The organism is Streptomyces sp. P6-2-1 (assembly GCF_050613165.1).
Lineage (GTDB): Bacteria > Actinomycetota > Actinomycetes > Streptomycetales > Streptomycetaceae > Streptomyces.
In genome coordinates this window covers 5,456,445-5,474,596 of sequence record NZ_CP192513.1, presented here as the reverse complement: position 1 = coordinate 5,474,596, position 18,152 = coordinate 5,456,445, and the positions used below count along the sequence as shown (strand labels likewise).

10 protein-coding genes are annotated in these 18,152 nt (G+C 73.0%); 7 read left to right on the top strand and 3 right to left on the bottom strand.

The genetic code is table 11. The annotated features are described in order from the left end of the window. Positions 1-71 precede the first annotated feature (71 nt). From ACQYWQ_RS23335 to rpsO, 3 genes are all read right to left on the bottom strand, one after another. A complete protein-coding gene (locus tag ACQYWQ_RS23335) occupies positions 72-1,538 on the bottom strand; it encodes a M16 family metallopeptidase (RefSeq protein ID WP_431037207.1) in 1,467 nt (488 codons plus the stop codon). Continuing rightward, positions 1,535-3,751, bottom strand: coding sequence for a polyribonucleotide nucleotidyltransferase (locus ACQYWQ_RS23330; protein WP_431037205.1), 2,217 nt, complete (start codon positions 3,749-3,751; stop codon positions 1,535-1,537). The genes ACQYWQ_RS23335 and ACQYWQ_RS23330 overlap by 4 nt, the downstream gene beginning before the upstream one ends. Before the next feature lie 662 nt (positions 3,752-4,413). Continuing rightward, entirely contained in the window at positions 4,414-4,701 is a 288-nt protein-coding gene (gene rpsO / locus ACQYWQ_RS23325; RefSeq protein WP_007821463.1) for a 30S ribosomal protein S15, read from the bottom strand. A 1,159-nt stretch (positions 4,702-5,860) separates the two neighbouring features. On the opposite strand from rpsO, the gene ACQYWQ_RS23320 reads away from it, so the two are divergent. From ACQYWQ_RS23320 to ACQYWQ_RS23290, 7 genes are all read left to right on the top strand, one after another. Then, entirely contained in the window at positions 5,861-6,157 is a 297-nt protein-coding gene (locus ACQYWQ_RS23320) for a DUF397 domain-containing protein (protein WP_007821465.1), read from the top strand. A 396-nt stretch (positions 6,158-6,553) separates the two neighbouring features. After that, positions 6,554-10,918, top strand: a complete 4,365-nt coding sequence (locus ACQYWQ_RS23315; RefSeq protein WP_431037203.1) for an SCO5717 family growth-regulating ATPase — start codon at positions 6,554-6,556, stop codon at positions 10,916-10,918. A 215-nt stretch (positions 10,919-11,133) separates the two neighbouring features. Continuing rightward, complete coding sequence (locus ACQYWQ_RS23310; RefSeq protein WP_431037201.1) at positions 11,134-13,047, top strand: ABC transporter substrate-binding protein; 1,914 nt, start codon at positions 11,134-11,136, stop codon at positions 13,045-13,047. Positions 13,048-13,574: 527 nt separating this feature from the next. Next, positions 13,575-14,648 (top strand): ABC transporter permease, encoded by a 1,074-nt coding sequence (locus tag ACQYWQ_RS23305; protein ID WP_431037200.1) that lies wholly within the window; start codon positions 13,575-13,577, stop codon positions 14,646-14,648. After that, the gene (locus tag ACQYWQ_RS23300) at positions 14,645-15,610 is read left to right on the top strand and encodes an ABC transporter permease (RefSeq protein WP_431037198.1); all 966 of its coding nucleotides are present in this window, start codon (positions 14,645-14,647) and stop codon (positions 15,608-15,610) included. The genes ACQYWQ_RS23305 and ACQYWQ_RS23300 overlap by 4 nt, the downstream gene beginning before the upstream one ends. 173 nt (positions 15,611-15,783) lie before the next feature. Next, positions 15,784-16,986: an ABC transporter ATP-binding protein gene (locus ACQYWQ_RS23295; protein WP_431039310.1), complete on the top strand. Its 1,203-nt coding sequence runs from the start codon at positions 15,784-15,786 to the stop codon at positions 16,984-16,986. Further along, entirely contained in the window at positions 16,983-18,107 is a 1,125-nt protein-coding gene (locus ACQYWQ_RS23290) for an ABC transporter ATP-binding protein (protein WP_431037197.1), read from the top strand. The genes ACQYWQ_RS23295 and ACQYWQ_RS23290 overlap by 4 nt, the downstream gene beginning before the upstream one ends. Positions 18,108-18,152 lie beyond the last annotated feature (45 nt).

The window sequence follows — 18,152 nt, the reverse complement described above, 5'->3', positions numbered from 1 at the left end:
GACGCGACGTCGCGCGGCGGTGCGGTCGGTGCGCGACGTCGCCCGGTTCCCGGTGCCACGTCGCGCGTCGCTCAGGCGACGGCCTCGTGCAGGCGCGCCGACTGGCGGTCCTTGAGCGGCCCGATCACCGACAGCGAGGGGCGCTGACCGAGGATGTCACGGGCGACGGCGCGGACCTCGTCGGGGGTGACCGCGGCGATCTTCGCGAGCATGTCGTCGACGGAGAGCTGCTCGCCCCAGCACAGTTCGCTCTTGCCGATGCGGTTCATGAGCGCGCCCGTGTCCTCCAGGCCGAGGACGGTGGACCCGGCGAGCTGTCCGATGGCGCGGCGGATCTCGTCGTCGTCGAGGCCGTGCGCGGCGACGGTCTCCAGTTCGTCGCGGCAGATCTTCAGGACGTCGTCGACCTGGCTGGGCCTGCATCCGGCGTAGACGCCGAAGAGACCGCAGTCGGCGAAGGAGGAGGTGTACGAGTACACGCTGTACGCAAGGCCGCGCTTCTCGCGCACCTCCTGGAACAGGCGCGAGGACATGCCGCCGCCGAGGGCCGTGTTGAGGACCCCGAGGGCCCAGCGGCGCTCGTCGGTACGGGCGATGCCGGGCACGCCGAGCACGACGTGGGCCTGCTCGGTGCGGCGGTTCTGGACCTCGACGCGGCCCGCGGCCTTGATGAGCCGCGTGCCCTCGCGGGGGCCGAGCGGGGCGGCGTCGGCGCGGCCGAGCGCGCCCGCGCGGTCGAAGGCGGCGCGTACCTGCCGTACGACCTTCGCGTGGTCGACGTTGCCCGCCGCGGCGACGACGAGGTGCGTCGGGTCGTAGTGGCGCTTGTAGAAGCGGGCGATCTGGTCGCGGCCGAGCGCGTTGATCGTGTCCACGGTGCCGAGGACGGGGCGGCCGAGTGGCGTGTCGCCGAGCATCGTGTGCGCGAAGAGGTCGTGCACGACGTCGCCCGGGTCGTCCTCGGTCATCGCGATCTCTTCGAGGATGACGCCCCGCTCGGCGTCGACGTCGGCGGGGTCCAGGGTCGAGCCCGTGAGCATGTCGCAGACGACGTCGATGGCGAGCGGCAGGTCGGTGTCGAGCACGCGCGCGTAGTAGCACGTGTACTCCTTCGCCGTGAAGGCGTTCATCTCGCCGCCGACCGCGTCGAGCGCGGCGGAGATGTCGAGGGCGCTGCGGCGCTTGGTGCCCTTGAAGAGGAGGTGTTCGAGGTAGTGCGTCGCGCCGTTGAGCGTCGGGGTCTCGTCGCGGGAGCCGACGTGCGCCCAAATGCCGAAGGTCGCGGAGCGGACCGAGGGCAGGGTCTCGGTGACGACGCGGAGGCCGCCGGGGAGCGTCGTGCGGCGGACCGTGCCGACGCCGTCCTTGCCGGGCAGGAGGGTCTGGGTGCGGGCCTTGGCGGCCGGGGCCGCAGCCCTCGTGGATGCGGCCGCCGGCTTCGCCGGCTTGGCGGCCCGCTTCGTGGTTTCGGTGGTACGGGCGACGGCCCGCCCCTTGGTGGAGGGGCGGGCCGTCGTACGCGGACTGCGTGACGTCACTTGTCCGTGTCGTCCTTCTTCTCGTCGCCGTCCTCGCCCTCGATGACCGGGATGAGGGAGAGCTTGCCGCGCGAGTCGATCTCGGCGATCTCGACCTGGACCTTCTGGCCCACACCGAGGACGTCCTCGACGTTCTCCACGCGCTTGCCACCGGCGAGCTTGCGGATCTGCGAGATGTGCAGCAGGCCGTCCTTGCCGGGCAGCAGCGAGACGAACGCGCCGAAGGTCGTGGTCTTGACGACCGTGCCCAGGTAGCGCTCGCCGACCTCCGGCATCGTCGGGTTGGCGATGCTGTTGATCGTGGTGCGGGCGGCCTCGGCGGCGGGGCCGTCGGCGGCACCGATGTAGATGGTGCCGTCGTCCTCGATCGTGATCTCGGCGCCGGTGTCCTCCTGGATCTGGTTGATCATCTTGCCCTTGGGGCCGATGACCTCGCCGATCTTGTCCACGGGGATCTTGACGGTGATGATCCGCGGGGCGTTGGGGGACATCTCGTCCGGCGTGTCGATCGCTTCCATCATCACGTCGAGGATGTGGAGGCGGGCGTCACGGGCCTGCTTGAGCGCGGCGGCCAGCACGGAGGCGGGGATGCCGTCGAGCTTGGTGTCGAGCTGGAGCGCGGTGACGAACTCCTTCGTACCGGCGACCTTGAAGTCCATGTCGCCGAAGGCGTCCTCGGCACCGAGGATGTCGGTGAGCGTGACGTAGTGCGTCTCGCCGCCGACGGTCTCGGAGATGAGGCCCATCGCGATACCGGCGACCGGGGCCTTGAGGGGCACACCGGCGTTCAGGAGCGACATGGTCGAGGCGCAGACGGAGCCCATCGACGTCGAGCCGTTGGAGCCGAGCGCCTCGGAGACCTGGCGGATCGCGTAGGGGAACTCCTCACGCGTCGGCAGGACGGGCACGAGGGCGCGCTCGGCGAGGGCGCCGTGGCCGATCTCGCGGCGCTTGGGGGAGCCGACCCGGCCGGTCTCGCCGGTGGAGTACGGCGGGAAGTTGTAGTTGTGCATGTAACGCTTGCGGGTCACCGGGGAGAGGGTGTCCAGCTGCTGCTCCATGCGGAGCATGTTGAGCGTCGTGACGCCGAGGATCTGCGTCTCGCCGCGCTCGAAGAGCGCCGAGCCGTGGACCCGCGGGATCGCCTCGACCTCGGCGGCCAGGGTGCGGATGTCGGTGACGCCGCGGCCGTCGATGCGCTTCTTGTCCTTGATCACGCGCTCGCGGACCACGGCCTTGGTGAGGGCGCGGTAGGCGGCGGAGATCTCCTTCTCGCGGCCCTCGAACTGCGGGAGCAGCTTCTCGGCGGCGAGGCCCTTGACGCGGTCCAGCTCGGCCTCGCGCTCCTGCTTGCCCGCGATGGTGAGCGCCTGGGCCAGCTCGCCGCGCACGGCGGCGGTGAGTGCCTCGTACACGTCGTCCTGGAAGTCCAGGAAGATCGGGAACTCGCCGGTCGGCTTCGCGGCCTTCGCCGCGAGGTCGGCCTGGGCCTTGCAGAGCACCTTGATGAAGGGCTTCGCGGCCTCCAGGCCGGAGGCGACGACCTCCTCGGTGGGGGCGGTGGCGCCGCCCGCGACGAGCTGGATCGTCTTCTCGGTGGCCTCGGCCTCGACCATCATGATCGCGACGTCGCCGTCCTCCAGGACACGACCGGCGACGACCATGTCGAAGACGGCGTCCTCCAGCTCGGTGTGCGTCGGGAAGGCGACCCACTGGCCCTTGATGAGGGCGACGCGGGTGCCGCCGATGGGGCCCGAGAAGGGCAGGCCGGCGAGCTGCGTGGAGCAGGAGGCGGCGTTGATCGCGACCACGTCGTAGAGGTGGTCGGGGTTGAGCGCCATGATCGTCTCGACGATCTGGATCTCGTTGCGCAGGCCCTTCTTGAAGGAGGGGCGCAGCGGGCGGTCGATCAGGCGACAGGTGAGGATCGCGTCCTCGGAGGGGCGGCCCTCCCGGCGGAAGAAGGAGCCGGGGATCTTGCCGGCCGCGTACATCCGCTCCTCGACGTCCACCGTGAGGGGGAAGAAGTCGAGCTGGTCCTTGGGGTTCTTGGACGCGGTCGTGGCCGAGAGGACCATCGTGTCGTCGTCCAGGTACGCGACGGCGGACCCAGCGGCCTGCTTGGCGAGGCGGCCCGTCTCGAAGCGGATGGTGCGGGTGCCGAAGGAACCGTTGTCAATGACGGCTTCGGCGTAGTGGGTCTCGTTCTCCACCAGGGGATTCTCCGTTTACGTCTCGTCTTCGCGCGGCCTCGCCCGTGTGGCGGGTCGCGGGGTGCGGGTCCCTCCGGGGAGGGGCCGCAGTGCGGGTCCCTCCGGGAGGGGCGCGCGGGTGGTGCGAGGCCGCGCGTCCTGGTGGGGCGCGGGTCTCGCGGGGTGCGGGCCCCTCCGGGGAGGGGGCGCGGGGTGCGGGCCCGGTGGGGGTCCCTCCGGGGAGGGGCCCGTGGCGGGTCGCGGGGTGCGGTCCGCCCGTGGCGGGTCGCGGTGTCGCCGGTGGAGAAGCGGCTCCTGGTTGCTGGCCGGTCTTCGATCGAAGCACCCGGGGGCTCCGGCTCTGGGGCCGTACGGTCCGTACGGGCCTTGCGGGCCGTACGAGTCGCGGCCGGCCTTGCGAGGCCGGACTCGGCCTTGCGGGCCGTTGCCGGCTTCGCGGGGCCGTTCCGGCCTGCGAGCCGCGTTTCCGGCCTGCGAGCCTGCGGGCCTTGCCGGGGGCCACTACCGAGGACCGGCGGCGGCGTGGAGTCGCTTCTCCTGTTCATTTGTTTGCTTCATCGGTGTGCGTACGGGGACCAGCCTACAAACTGAGCGGTCCCTGTCGCACGTACAACAAAAGGAGCGGTTCCCTGTGCAGGGGAACCGCTCCCTTCACGACGACCTCAGCGGGCGCCCGCCGCACCGCGGCGGATGCCGAGGCGCTCGACGAGCACGCGGAAGCGCGCGATGTCCTTCTTGGCCAGGTACTGGAGCAGCCGGCGGCGCTGACCGACCAGGATGAGAAGGCCACGACGGGAGTGGTGGTCGTGCTTGTGCGTCTTGAGGTGCTCGGTCAGGTCCGAGATCCGGCGCGAGAGCAGAGCGACCTGCACCTCGGGAGAACCGGTGTCACCCTCCTTGGTGGCGAACTCGCCCATGATCTGCTTCTTCGTGGCGGCGTCGAGCGACACGCGATCTCCTAGTGAATCCAATGAGCCACCGAGTGCCCCGGGTCTGCATCGCCGGGGAGCTTCCGTTACTCGGGAGGCGGGGCACGCTGGGCGCTGCCCCCAGAGACTCCGGGAGCGCGTACACATACGGCCGATGTCAAGGTTAGCAGGGTGGGGCGGGGTGAAGTTTCGGGGGCGGGGGCGGCTGGCGAGCGGTGGGGGCGGGGGCATAGAGGCTGGGGAGGGGGTGAGGGGTGAGGGAGCTGATGGGGCGAGGGCGCGGCGGGGGGCTGGAGGTGGCGGAGGAGGAAGGGCGGGAGCCCGGAGGCGAGGGGGCGGGGCTGGAGGGGGTAGGGGGCGCGACGGGAGGCTGCGGAGGGCGGTGGGAGGCGGTGGGCGCGACAGGGGGCTGCGGAGGGCGGTGGGAGGCGGTGGGCGCGACAGGGGGCTGCGGAGGGCGGTGGGAGGCGGTGGGGGCGATGGGGGGCTGCGGAGGGCGGTGGGAGGCGGTGGGGGCGATGGGGGGCTGCGGAGGGCGGTGGGAGGCGGTGGGGGCGGTGAGTGGGCGGCTGGGCCGGGAACCTGGGTCGGGCGGTACGGGGACCGGCGGCTCTCCTTCGTCCTCCTCACCACCATCGCGCTCGCCGCGACCGACGGCCTCGCCGGATTCGCGTCCGTCGTCGCACTCCTCGGCGCCCAGGGCGGTTCGCGCCGCGGCGCGGTGGGTCTCCTGCTCGTCCGCGGCGGCCTGGGCGCTGCCTCGTGGGGTGGCCGCCGCGGCCCGGCTGCTGGGCGGGAACCGCCTGGGGTTGCTGGGCGGGAACCGCCTGGGGTTGCTGGGCGGGGTGGCTTGAAGGGGTGGGCGAGACCGCTTGGGGGTGGGCCGGCGAGGGTGGCCAAGAGCGGGTCAAGGCGCGGGCGCAGGAGGCGCGATGCGCTCGTACGACGTGATGACGTGATGAGGTGATGACGTGGCGTGACGGCGAGCGGCTCGGGAGAGCGCCCGCGCCGGTCGAGGCGGCGCGCGGCGCGTCACCCGCTTTGTCATACAGCCTGCCGAATCGCGTACGAGGCGGACGCGGGGCAAGTACGCTGAGGCCGCCCTCCGTTGGCGCGCGCTTCGCGCACCGCGTACGGGTGAGCTGGGCACAGGACCACTTCGGGGAAGGGCCAGTCATTCATGTCCGAGGAGCACGAGGCCACGGCACCGGCCGCGCCGGTGGAGCTGGACGAGGAGACGAAGGCGCGTAAGGAGCGGGAGAAGAACGAGCTGTACTCCCTCGACATCTCGGGCGTGGAGTGGATCGGCCCGCCCGGTACCTCGCCGGACGAGGAACGCGTCGAGATCGCCTACCTGCCGGGGGGCGGGGTGGCCATGCGCTCCTCGCTCGACCACGACACCGTGCTGCGCTACACGGAGGCCGAGTGGACGGCTTTCGTGCTCGGCGCGCGTGATGGCGAATTCGACCTCGCGTAGCTCGATGGTGTGAAGGCCGGGGCCCGCATCGGGCACCCGGCCTTCGTTCTGCCCCGCTTCCGGACGCGGGTCGACCCCTGCGCAGCACGCGCCCCCCCTGCTCGTCAGCGGCCCGCGGAGCGGCTGGTGCGGGCGAGATCCGGCCTCAACTCGGGAACACGTCGCGTGACTTCGGGAGATCATCGCGCGGGAGGATGACCCGGAGGTCACCCGATGCGCGTGAACGGCCCTGCTATTCGGCATACGTGATGACTAGTCTGGTGTCAGGCGCGCTGCGGGACCCTCCGGTCCACGGAGTCCGCCACGGGGGCGGGCCGGTTCTCCAGGCCCATGACACGGCGGGGGAACGTGACGCCGCCGCCCCGACGCACGAGTGCCGAATCACCTGGAGGAGCTGTGAGCAGCGACCGGGACGCGTATCGCGGGGGCCGCTCGGCTTCCGGCGCTGACCACGAGGAATCCGCCGTCGAGTCGACCGGCGAGTTCCGTTTCGACCAGTCGACGGCCTGGTACACGGCCACGGCGGCGCCGAGCGACAAGGAAGCGGGCGCCGAGGTGGCGGGCGCGGAGGTGCCGGGCGCCGAGGTGCCGGGCGCCGAGGTGCCGGGCGCCGAGGTGCCGGGCGCCGACACGTCGCGCGACAGCGGGCGGGACAGCGGCGAAGTCGGTGGTACCGAGGAGAAGGGCACCGTGGAGGAGTCGGTGGCCGGGGAGAGCCCGGCCGACGCCTCGGCGAATGCGGCCGGCGTAGGCGAATTGTCCGGCGTGCGGGACGCGGAGGACGCGCGGGCTTTCGGGGACTGGGCCAAGGACGAGTCCGACGCGGAACCCCTCGGCGGTGACGCCTCCTGGACGGCGACGTCGCTCGGTGGTCTGGTGGGCCTGCCCTTCGGAGCCGGTTCGGGCAGCGGAGGAAGCGAGAGTTCCGGAGGAGCGGCGTTGCCCTGGGGGAGCGTGCGGGCCGAGGGCTCGGGGCGCGACGAGGAAGGCACCGGGGCGCGCGACGACGCGGCGGAAAGCGCTGACGCACGCGACGTCGCGGCGTCGGAGCGGGCCGGAGCGCGCGACGACGCGGCCGACGACGCGGAACGTCGCGCCGCGACGGCGCGGGAGGAGACGCGAGGTCGCGACGAGGGCGCGGACGTGGACGTCGTGGACGACGATGCGGCACGTGCGGGCCACGTCGGGCGCGACGTGGCATATGCGACGTCGCGTGACGACGCCGCGGCGGAACTGAGCGCGACGCCGGACGCCGACGCCGCGCCGTCCGTGCCGGAGGCGGCGGACGCGGTGCCGGACGAGGCGGTACGGGACGACGCGACGCCCGGCGCGGCGACACCCGCCGACGCGGCGTACCCAGGCGGGTCCGCGCCCGGTGGACGGGAGGCGAAGGAGGACTACTTCATGTTGCCTCCCCTGCCGCCCACGTCGCCGACCGCGACAGGCTTCACCCCTCCCCCCGGCGCCGTCTCCGCCGTCCCGCGCCTCCCGGAGGGCAGCGGCTTCGTACCGGCCGAGTCACCCGCGCACGCCGACGACCTGGAGAGCGGCGCGACGGTGCGCTTCTCGCTCCCCTCGCCACGACGCGAGCAGGTCGCGGCGCACGAGGAGGACACGGCGACACCGCGCGACGCGGACGACGCGACGTCACGTCGCACGGCGCGCGTCGACGACGCCGCGGCGCGCGACGTGGAGGGGGTGGAACGACGCGACGTGACAGGTGCGCGTGCCGATGACGTGGCGGGCCCGGCCGACGCGGAACCGCGCGACGCCGACGAGCAGGAGCAGCACGCCGCGCCGGGTACGGAGCCGGGCCACGTAGCGGACGCGGAGCCGCGCGACGTCGCACGGGCGGCGGAGACGGATCGACGCGACGCCGTGCGGGTGCCGGAGGCCGGACCACGCGACGCCGCCGATGCCACGGACGCGTGGCGCAGCGACGTCGCGGCGTCGGAGCACCACGCGCCGGGCGACGTCGCGCCCGAGCCACGCGACGTGACGGGGGACCACGACGCGTGGGCTCAGCCCGCGACGCCGCCCGGGGGGCTGCCCCTGCCGCCTTCCTTCGCACCCGCCGACGCCGCGCCAGCCGGCGCGGGCGGCGACGTCGAGAACGCGTCACCCCCGGTCACGGCAGGGCGCGACGACGCGCCCTCCGTCGAGCGTGAGGACGCCCCGCAGGCGGCTTCCGCCCCGCAGGCGGCTTCCCCGCCGCAGGACGCCGCACCGCCGCGTCCCCTGGTGCCGCCGCAGACACGGCGCCCCTGGCCGCCGCCTTCCCTCGCTGGGCAGGACCTGCCGGGACTCGTCCCGCCCCCGCACGCCAACGTCGCGCGCAAGGAGAAGGAGGGCGACGCGTCCCCGTCTCCGCAGGACGCGTCGCGTCCGGGAGCGGCGGACGGCTACGGCTTCCCGCGCCCCGATACGCCGCGTGCGGGCTACGGCTTCCCCGCGGCGTCCTCGCCCGGCGCGCAGCCCGCGTACGGATTCCCGCCGCGCGCCGCCGAGGGTGGCTACGGCTATCCGGCCCCGGCCGACGACGCCTCGCCCGCCGATCCGCAGACGACGCGACTGCACCGGGTACGCCCCGCGACGCCGCCCGCCGACGCGCCCGAGCCCGGGTCCCCCGTCGCGCCCGAGAACGCCGCGCCGCCGGAGGCCGCGCCCTCGGCCCCCGCCACGCCCATCCCGGCGCCGGCACAGCCCCTGCCCCCGCAGGTGGCCCCGGCGCCGCACGTACCCGACGCCTCGCCCGGCGTGCCGCAGGCGGGCGCGCAGTGGGACGCGTCGCAGCCGCCGCAGCCGCAGCCGCAGCCCCAGCAGGGACAGGACCCGCGGTTTTCTCCGCAGGCCGGTCAGGGGCAGGCGGCCGGGCCTGCGGACCCGCGGCTCGGCGCGGCGTGGCCGCAGCCGATGCAGCACGACCAGCGTCAGCGCACGCACCCGGGGGCACCGCTCGGGTACACAGCCGCCGTCGAGTTGTCCTCCGACCGCTTGCTGCGTGGCAACAAGCAGAAGGCACGCAGCAGCCGCCCGGCGGGCGGCGGCTCGCGGTTCCGGATCGGGGGGCGCAAGGAGGAGGCGGAGCGGCAGCGCAAGCTCGGGCTGATCCGTACCCCCGTCCTGTCCTGCTACCGGATCGCCGTCATCAGCCTCAAGGGCGGCGTCGGCAAGACCACCACGACGACGGCGCTCGGCGCGACGCTCGCCTCGGAGCGGCAGGACAAGATCCTCGCGATCGACGCGAATCCCGACGCCGGGACGCTGGGACGTCGCGTACGGCGCGAGACCGGCGCGACCATTCGCGACCTGGTGCAGGCGATCCCGCATCTGCACAGCTACATGGACATCCGCCGCTTCACCTCGCAGGCGCCATCGGGCCTGGAGATCGTCGCCAACGACGTGGACCCTGCGGTCTCGACGGCGTTCAACGACGAGGACTACCGGCGCGCGATCGACGTCCTGGGACGGCAGTACCCGGTGATCCTCACGGACTCCGGCACGGGGCTGCTCTACAGCGCCATGCGCGGCGTGCTCGACCTGGCCGATCAACTGATCATCGTGTCGACGCCCTCGGTGGACGGCGCGTCGAGCGCGAGCACGACGCTGGACTGGCTCGCGGCGCACGGGTACGCCGAGTTGGTCGCGCGGAGCATCACGGTCATCTCCGGGGTACGCGAGACCGGAAAGATGATCAAGGTCGACGACATCGTGTCGCACTTCAGGACACGGTGCAGGGAGGTCGTGGTCGTACCGTTCGACGAGCACCTCGCTGCGGGTGCGGAGGTCGATCTCGACATGATGCGGCCGAAGGTACGCGAGGCGTACTTCGACCTCGCGGCCGTCGTCGCCGACGACTTCGCGCGCCACCAGCAGGCGCAGGGCCTGTGGACATCGGACGGAAACCCGCCCCCCGTCGCCGCTCCCCCGCTGCCCGGTCAGGTCCCGCCGCAAGCACCCCCGCCGGGCGCACCGTACGGGGCGGGACAGGGCGGCCCCGGATACCCCGCCCCTGGACAAGCCGCCACGGGGCAGCCCGGCGCGGCACAGCCCGGTGGGCCGCTGCCCGGAACGCCGCAGCCGGGCGCGCCCTACGCGCAGCCGGGACCGCAGCCGGCACCCGGGGCCGCGATGCCGCCCGCGGCTCCCCCGGCCTCCGGCGGCGCGCGCGAAGCGGGGTACGCCGCGCAGCCACCGCACGCGACGTACCCCCCGCGGCCCGAGGCGACGTACCCCCCGCAGCCCCCGGCCGCGTACCCGCAGCAGCCCGGTGCCGCGTACGCTCCGCAGCCCCCCGCGGCGTACCCGCCGTGGCCCGACGCGGCGTACCCGCCCCAGCCTGGGGCGGCGTCGCCGCAGTCGCCGGCCGCGCCCGGAGGGCCGTACGCCGCGCAGCCGCAGCCCGGCACGGCAGGACCTCAGCAGCCCGCCCCCGCCCCGCACGGCGCGCAGCCACCGGCCGGTGCGGCTCCGTATCCGTACGCGTATCCGCCGCAGGCCCAGGCCCAGGCCCAGGCCCAGGCCCCGGCCCAGACCCCGGCGCCGCAGCCGGGCGCGCCCGGGGCGGCGTACGGGTATCCCGGGCAGCCGCAGCCCGCTCCGTACGGGTATCCCGCACCGCCGCAAGGGACACCCGCGCCTGGCGCGAATCCGTCGGCGTACGCCGGTCCGCAGGAGGGCGCGCGGGGGGCTCAGGAGGGGGCGGACAGAGCGGGCGAGAGCGAGGCGCAGCGGCCGCCGGAGCCACCCTCCGCCACCTGAACACCCCCCGTACCGGGGAGGTTTCAACGGACTAGACCAATGAGGGCCCGTACCGGGCAAATGGTGCGGGCCCTCTGCCGTTGTCGCAGGCCACACAGTGTTCACGCATCGTTGACATGTTTAGACCAGCGCTGGTAGACACTCACATCACCCCAACGGCTCACAGTGATGCGCCAGTTAACGAAGCGCGAGCGATGACACGAGGTCAGCGGCCCATGAGCAGAGCAGATCAGTACGGCAGAGCACTACCAGCGGGGCCGGCGCCCGGGCGGGGCGCGCGTGGCCGGTTCCGGCTCGTCGCGGCGGCCGGCGTCGCGGCGCTCTCGCTCACGGCGGGGCTCGCCACGCCGCTGAGTCCCGCGACGGCACCGGCGGCCGCGGCCGACAAGGAGACGACGCTGACCGTCGCGCTCGCGCAGAGCGTGGACTCGCTGAGCCCCTTCCTCGCGACGCGCCTGGTCAGCACCAGCATCTCCCGGCTGATGTACGACTTCCTGACGAACTACGACGCCAAGGACAACCACGTCATACCCGGCCTGGCCACCAAGTGGTCGGCATCGAAGGACAAGTTGACCTGGACGTATGAGATCCGGTCGAATTCGAAGTGGTCGGACGGGGAGCAGGCGACGGCAGAGGACGCCGCCTGGACCTTCAACAAGATGATGACGGACGAGGGCGCGGCCACCGCGAACGGCAGTTTCGTCACCAACTTCAAGAAGGTGACGGCACCGAGCAAGGACAAGCTCGTCATCGAGCTGAAGAAGCCGCAGGCGACCATGACGGCGCTCGACGTTCCGATCGTGCCCAAGCACGTGTGGGAAAAGGTCGGTGATCTGTCGAAGTTCAACAACGACCAGAAGTTTCCGATCGTCGGGAACGGGCCGTTCATCCTGACGGGCTACAAGGTCGACAGCTACGTCAAGCTCAAGGCCAACAAGGACTTCTGGCGGGGCAGCCCGAAGTTCGACAACATCGTCTTCCGGTACTACAAGGACCAGGACGCCGCCGTCGCCGCGCTCCGCAAGGGTGAGGTCTCCTTCGTCGCGGGCAGCCCCGCGCTGACGCCCGCGCAGGCGCAGTCACTCAAGGGCGCCGCGAACATCAAGGTCAACGACGGTCCGGGGCGCCGCTTCTACGCGATCGCCACGAACCCCGGCGCGCGCACCAAGGACGGCGAGAAGTTCGGCTCGGGCGACCCCTCACTGCTCGACGAGAAGGTCCGGCACGCGCTGTTCATGGCCGTCGACCGCAAGACGATCGTCGACCGCGTCTTCCAGGGGCAGGCCGTCGAGGGCGCGGGCTACATCCCGCCGCGCTTCGGGGACTACGCCTGGCAGCCCGCGGCCGACCAAGAGCTGAAGTACGACCCGAAGGCCGCGGCGAAGCTTCTCGACGAAGCCGGTTACAAGAAGAACGGCGACGGCAAACGCGTCGGCAAGGACGGCAAGCCGCTCTCGTACCGCATGCTGTGCCACGCGACGGACCCCAACGACCGCGCCGTCAGCAAGTACTTGCAGGAATGGTGGGGCGACCTCGGCATCGGCCTCAAGGTCGACTGCCTGGACAACGTGACCGACCCCTGGATCGCGGGCGACTACGACCTCGCCTTCGACGGCTGGTCCGTCAACCCCGACCCGGACTTCGTCCTGTCGATCCACACGTGCGCGGCACTGCCCACGAAGCCGAAGGCCGTCTCGGCGACCGACAACTTCATCTGCGACAAGAAGTTCGACGACCTGTACGACAAGCAGCTCGCCGAGTACGACCCCGCCAAGCGCGCGGACATCGTCAAGCAGATGGAATCGCGGCTCTACGACACGGGCTACATGAACGTCCTCGCGTACCCGAACGCCGTCGAGGCGTACCGGACCGACCAGATCAAGTCGATCGAGACCATGCCGACGGCCGCGGGCAACATCTACGGCCAGGACGGCTACTGGAGCTGGTGGTCGGCCGTCCCGGCCGGCGGCGCCTCCTCCGGCGCGACCGGTGACAACGCCTCCTCCGACTCGGACTCCGGTTCCAGCACGGGGCTGTGGATCGGGATCGGCGTCGTGGTCGTCCTCCTCGTCGGTGGCGGCGTGTTCTTCGGAATGCGGCGGCGCGCGACGGCCTGGGACCGCGAGTAGCGGATGACGCCGCGGGGCGGTCGCGGTGATGCAGTGACGTCGCGGTGACGCTGCGTGGGGCGGTACGGGGCGTCGGGGCGAGGTGGGGCGGTACGGCGCGGTGCGCGTCGAGCACCGCGCGGGGCCGCGTCCCCGCTCCCGCCGCTGCGACTTCTGCCGCCCCGCCGCTCCTCCGCCCGCCGCTTCGTCGCCTCCGGCACGGCGCGACGTCGCGTGGGACGGTGCGGGCGGCGTACGCGACGTCGCGACGTTTTCGCAGGTCGCACGCGACGTGGCATAGGCGACGTCGCGTCGGCCGTGTACGTACCCCCCCCGCTCGCGGCGTACCGGCGCGCACCGGCCAGGCGCCCCGCACCGCCCCACGCCGCCCCACGCCGCGTCACCGCGACGTACCTCCTTCCCCGGAGCCGCCGACGCACCGCGCGCCGGCGTCGCTCCCCCTCCGTCCGGTCCTCCTCCCCGCGCCGCGCCCCGCGCTACGGCGCCTCGCGGAAGGACGCCCCACTCAGCGGAAGACCGATCACCCCATGAGCACCGAAAGCACCTCCGCGCTCGTGGAGGACCCCGGCGGCGCGGTCGCGGCTCCTGCCGCGGCCACGCCCCGTGGTCCTCGCCGGCGCCCGGGAACGGGATATCTGCGCTACGTGGCGGGCAAACTGCTCGGCGCCGTCGTGTCCCTGTTCGCCGTACTCGTCACCAGTTTCTTCCTCTTCCGGCTCATCCCCGGAGACCCGATCAAGGCCATGACCGGCGGCAAGCAGGTCTCCCAGGAGCAGCTCGACGCGATGCGCCGGGAGTTCGGGCTCGACCTGCCGCTGTGGCACCAGTTCACCGACTACTGCGGCAAGGCGCTCACGGGGGACCTCGGGACCTCGTACCAGTTCCACACGCCGGTGATCGACAAGATCGCCGAGGCGCTGCCCGCGACGCTGCTGCTGACCGGGACCGCGTTCGTGCTGTACACGGCGCTCGGCGTCTGGCTCGGTTCGCGCAACGCCTGGCGGCACGGGCGGTTCGGGGACCGCTTCCACACGGCCTTCGCGCTCACGTTGTACTCCGTGCCGTCCTTCTGGCTCGGCCTGCTGCTGATCATCGTCCTGTCGGTGGGCATCGGGCCGATCCCCGGCGTGTTCCCGACCGGCGGCATGGAGACCGGCGGCAAGGAGGGCTTCGCGTACGTCACGGACGTCGCGCACCACATGGTGCTGCCGGTCCTCACGCTCGTCGCGGTCGAGTACGCGCGCACGCTGCTCGTCATGCGGTCCTCGCTCCTCGACGAGATGGGCAGCGACTACCTGACGACGGCGCGCGCCAAGGGGCTGCGGGACGACAACGTGCGGCGCAAGCACGCCGTGCCGAACGCGATGCTGCCCACCGTGACGCTCCTCTTCGTCAACCTCGGCAACACCGTCGCCGGGGCGATCCTGGTCGAGACCGTCTTTTCCTGGCCCGGTCTCGGCGGGCTCTTCTACCAGGCGCTGAGCATCCCGGACCTCCCGCTCGTACAGGGGCTGTTCTTCGTCTTCGCCGCCGCGGTGATCGTCATGAACACGCTCGCCGACCTGATCTATCCGCTGTTCGATCCCCGGGTGGGCCGATGACGACCGATACGAAAGACGTGGCCACGCCGCGCGACGACGCGGCCCCCGAGCCGGACGACGCGGCACACGTCGCGTCGCCGCGCGCCCTCGCGTGGGCGCGGCGACGTCGCGCGCTCGCCGACTTCTGGCGCGAGTTCCGTACGCACCGCACCGGCCTCGTCGGCCTCGTCGTGCTGCTGCTCATCGCGGTGCTGGCGCTCGCCGCGCCGCTGCTCGTCGGGAGCGACTCGCGCAGCGTCACCGAGGCACCCGGCACCTCGCTGGAGTCGCCGAGCGGGCGCTTCCCGCTCGGGACGGACCAGTTCGGGCGCAGCCTGCTGGCGCTGATGGTGTGGGGCGCGCGCGTCTCGCTCGCGGTCGGGCTGCTGGCCGCGGTACTGAGCGTCGCGATCGGGACGCTCGTCGGTGTGACCGCCGGGCATTTCCGTGGCTGGTTCGAGACGGTGATCATGCGCGTCACCGACTGGTTCCTCGTCATGCCGACGCTGGTCCTGGCCATCGCGCTCGCCACCGTCCTCGACCGCTCCCTCTGGACGACGATCCTCGCCATCGGCGTCACGACGTGGCCGACGACGGCGCGGCTGGTACGGGCGCAGACGCTGTCCGTCGAGTCGCGCCCCTACATCGAGCGGGCCAGGGCGCTGGGCGGCGGCCACCAGCACATCATGCTGCGGCACGTCCTGCCGAACGTCATGCCGCTCGTGCTCGCCCAGACGACCCTGGTGATCTCGAACGCGATCCTCACCGAGGCGACGCTCGCCTTCCTCGGGCTCGGCGACCCGATCATGGTGTCCTGGGGCGGGCTGCTCCAGGACGCGCGCGACGCGGGCGCCGTCAGTTCGGGCGACTGGTGGTACCTCGCACCCCCCGGCCTCGCGATCGCGCTCGTGGCCCTCGCCTTCACCCTGTGCGGACGCGCCATCGAGTCCGTACTCAACCCCAAGCTGGGGGACCGACGATGACTGAACCGACCACGCGGGGCACGCAGGTCCCCGCTCCCTCGCGGGCGAAGGGTGCCGGGGCGCAGGACGCGACGTCGCGGGACGGCGCGACGGCACCGGGCGACGCGACGGCACCCGGCGACGGGGCGGCGCGCGGCGGCGACGGGGCGACGGCGCGCGACACGTCGCGTCCGTTGCTCGACGTGCGCGGCCTGCGCATCACGTACGGAAGCGGCGCGCGCGCCGTGCCGGCGGTGCGCGGCGTCGACCTCACGCTGCGCGCGGGCGAGAAGCTCGGCATCGCGGGAGAGTCGGGCTGCGGCAAGTCGACGCTCGCGATGGCGCTGCTGCGTCTGCTGCCGCCGGGGACGACGCTGGAGGGTGAGATCCTGCTCGACGGCGAGGACATCCGCACGATGGCGTGGGGGCGGTTGCGCGCCGTGCGCTGGGCGGGCGCGTCGATCGTCTTCCAGGGCGCGATGCACTCGCTCAACGCCGTGCACCGCATCGGCGACCAGATACTCGAACCGATCCTCCTGCACCGCCTGGCGGGCCCCGAGGAGGGGCGACGCCGCGTCAAGGAACTGCTGCGCCACGTCGGCCTCCCGGTGTCGCGCGCGACGGCCTACCCGCACGAGCTGTCCGGCGGGCAGCGGCAACGCGTCATGATCGCGATGGCGCTGGCCTGCGATCCGCAGCTGATCATCGCCGACGAGCCGACCACCGCGCTCGACGTCATGATCCAGGCCCAGATCCTCCGGCTCATCGAGCGCCTCGTGGCCGAGAAGGACATCGGCCTCGTCATGATCAGCCACGACCTCGCGGTACTCGCCGACACGTGTGACCGGCTCGCGATCATGTACGCGGGACGCGTCGTCGAGGAGGGGCCAGCGCGGGAGGTGTACGGGCAGGCGCTGCACCCGTACGGCGCGGCGCTCTCCGGCGCGTTCCCGCGCATCGGCGACCCGGCGTCGCGCTACGCCCCGCGCGGCCTGCCGGGCGATCCGCCGGACCCGGCCTCGTTGCCCACGGGGTGCACGTTCCATCCACGGTGCCCCGTGGCGCTGCCGTCGTGCGCGACGGAGCCGCAGCCGTTGCGTGCGGCGGGGCCGGCACGTCGCGCGGCGTGCGTGCGGGTCGAGGTGGGGTTCGACGAGGCGACGTCGCGCGGCGCGACGGCGCGTGACGTCGCGACAGACGTCGCGGCAGACAGCGCGACGTCGCGTACAGAGGCGGGGAACGACGCGACGTCGCGTGGGGGCGCGGCGGTCGACGGCGCGACGTCGCGTACGGGCGGCCGGGCGGCGGCGCGTACGGACGACGCGCGCGACGCGGCGTCAGGGCCCGAGGACGCGGGGCACGACGGTGCCGACGAGGCGAGGAGCACGCGGGCATGAGTACGACCACGCGGGAGCAGGCCCTGCTCGGGGCACGCGACCTGGGCATCACCTTCGCGGGGCGGCGTGGCGCGCCGCGTGCGCGCGCCGTCGACGGGGTGAACCTCGACATCGGCACCGGAGAGATCGTCGCGCTCGTCGGGGAGTCCGGCTGCGGCAAGACGACGCTCGCGCGCTCCCTCCTGGGCCTCGTCCCGCCGACGGAGGGGCGCATCACCTTCGCGGGCGAGCCGCTCTCGTACAGCTCCCGGGCGCTGCGTGCCTACCGCAAGCGGGCCCAGCTCGTGCTCCAGGACCCGAGCGGCTCGCTCAACCCGCGCCACACCGTGTACGACGCGGTGGCCGAGGGACTGCGCATTCACCGCGCGCCCGGCGACGAACGCGCCGCCGTCACGCGGGCGCTCTCGCTCGCGGGGCTGCGTCCCCCGGAGCGCTTCTTCCTGCGCTACCCGCACGAGCTGTCGGGCGGGCAGCGGCAGCGCGTCGTCATCGCCGGTGCGCTCGCCCTGGAGCCGGAGCTCATCGTCGCGGACGAACCCGTCGCCTCGCTCGACGCGTCAGTGCGCGGGGAGATCCTGGCGCTGCTGCTGCGACTGCGCGAGGAGCTGGGGCTCTCCGCGCTTGTCGTCACGCACGACCTCGGGCTCGCGTGGAACATCGCGGACCGCGTCGCCGTCATGTACCTCGGCCGCATCGTCGAGGCGGGGCCTGTCGAGGAGGTGCTGACGCGGCCGCGTCATCCGTACACGCAGGCACTGCTCTCGGTGCTCCCGGAGGCGCCCGGGGAGCCGGTGGTGCTGAGCGGTGAGCCGCCGGACCCGACGAACATCCCGGGCGGCTGCCGTTTCCACGCGCGCTGCCACGTCCTCGCCTCGGGCGAGGCGGAACGGGCCGGCGTCGCCGACGCGTGCCGTACGAAGGACCTTCCCGTCCTCGACGGACACGGCGCGGGCGTCGCGTGCCACTGGGCGACGTCGCGCGGGCGGACGGCGACGGCGCACGAGGGCGACACGTCGCGTACGGGCGACACGTCGCGTACCGAGGACACGTCGCGTACCGAGGACACGTCGCGTGACGACGACGCCCGGGGCGACGACGTCGCGGGCGCTGACGGCGCGTAGGCGGAGCGCCGCCCGTACGCGGCGGCGCGTCGCGTCGCGTACGGA

Excerpts from the sequence above, each read along its gene's own strand:
- ACQYWQ_RS23320 (WP_007821465.1), top strand. The coding sequence starts at position 5,861 with ATGTCCGAGGAGCACGAGGCCACGGCACCGGCCGCGCCGGTGGAGCTG.
- ACQYWQ_RS23310 (WP_431037201.1), top strand. The coding sequence starts at position 11,134 with ATGAGCAGAGCAGATCAGTACGGCAGAGCACTACCAGCGGGGCCGGCG.
- ACQYWQ_RS23305 (WP_431037200.1), top strand. The coding sequence starts at position 13,575 with ATGAGCACCGAAAGCACCTCCGCGCTCGTGGAGGACCCCGGCGGCGCG.
- ACQYWQ_RS23300 (WP_431037198.1), top strand. The coding sequence starts at position 14,645 with ATGACGACCGATACGAAAGACGTGGCCACGCCGCGCGACGACGCGGCC.
- ACQYWQ_RS23290 (WP_431037197.1), top strand. The coding sequence starts at position 16,983 with ATGAGTACGACCACGCGGGAGCAGGCCCTGCTCGGGGCACGCGACCTG.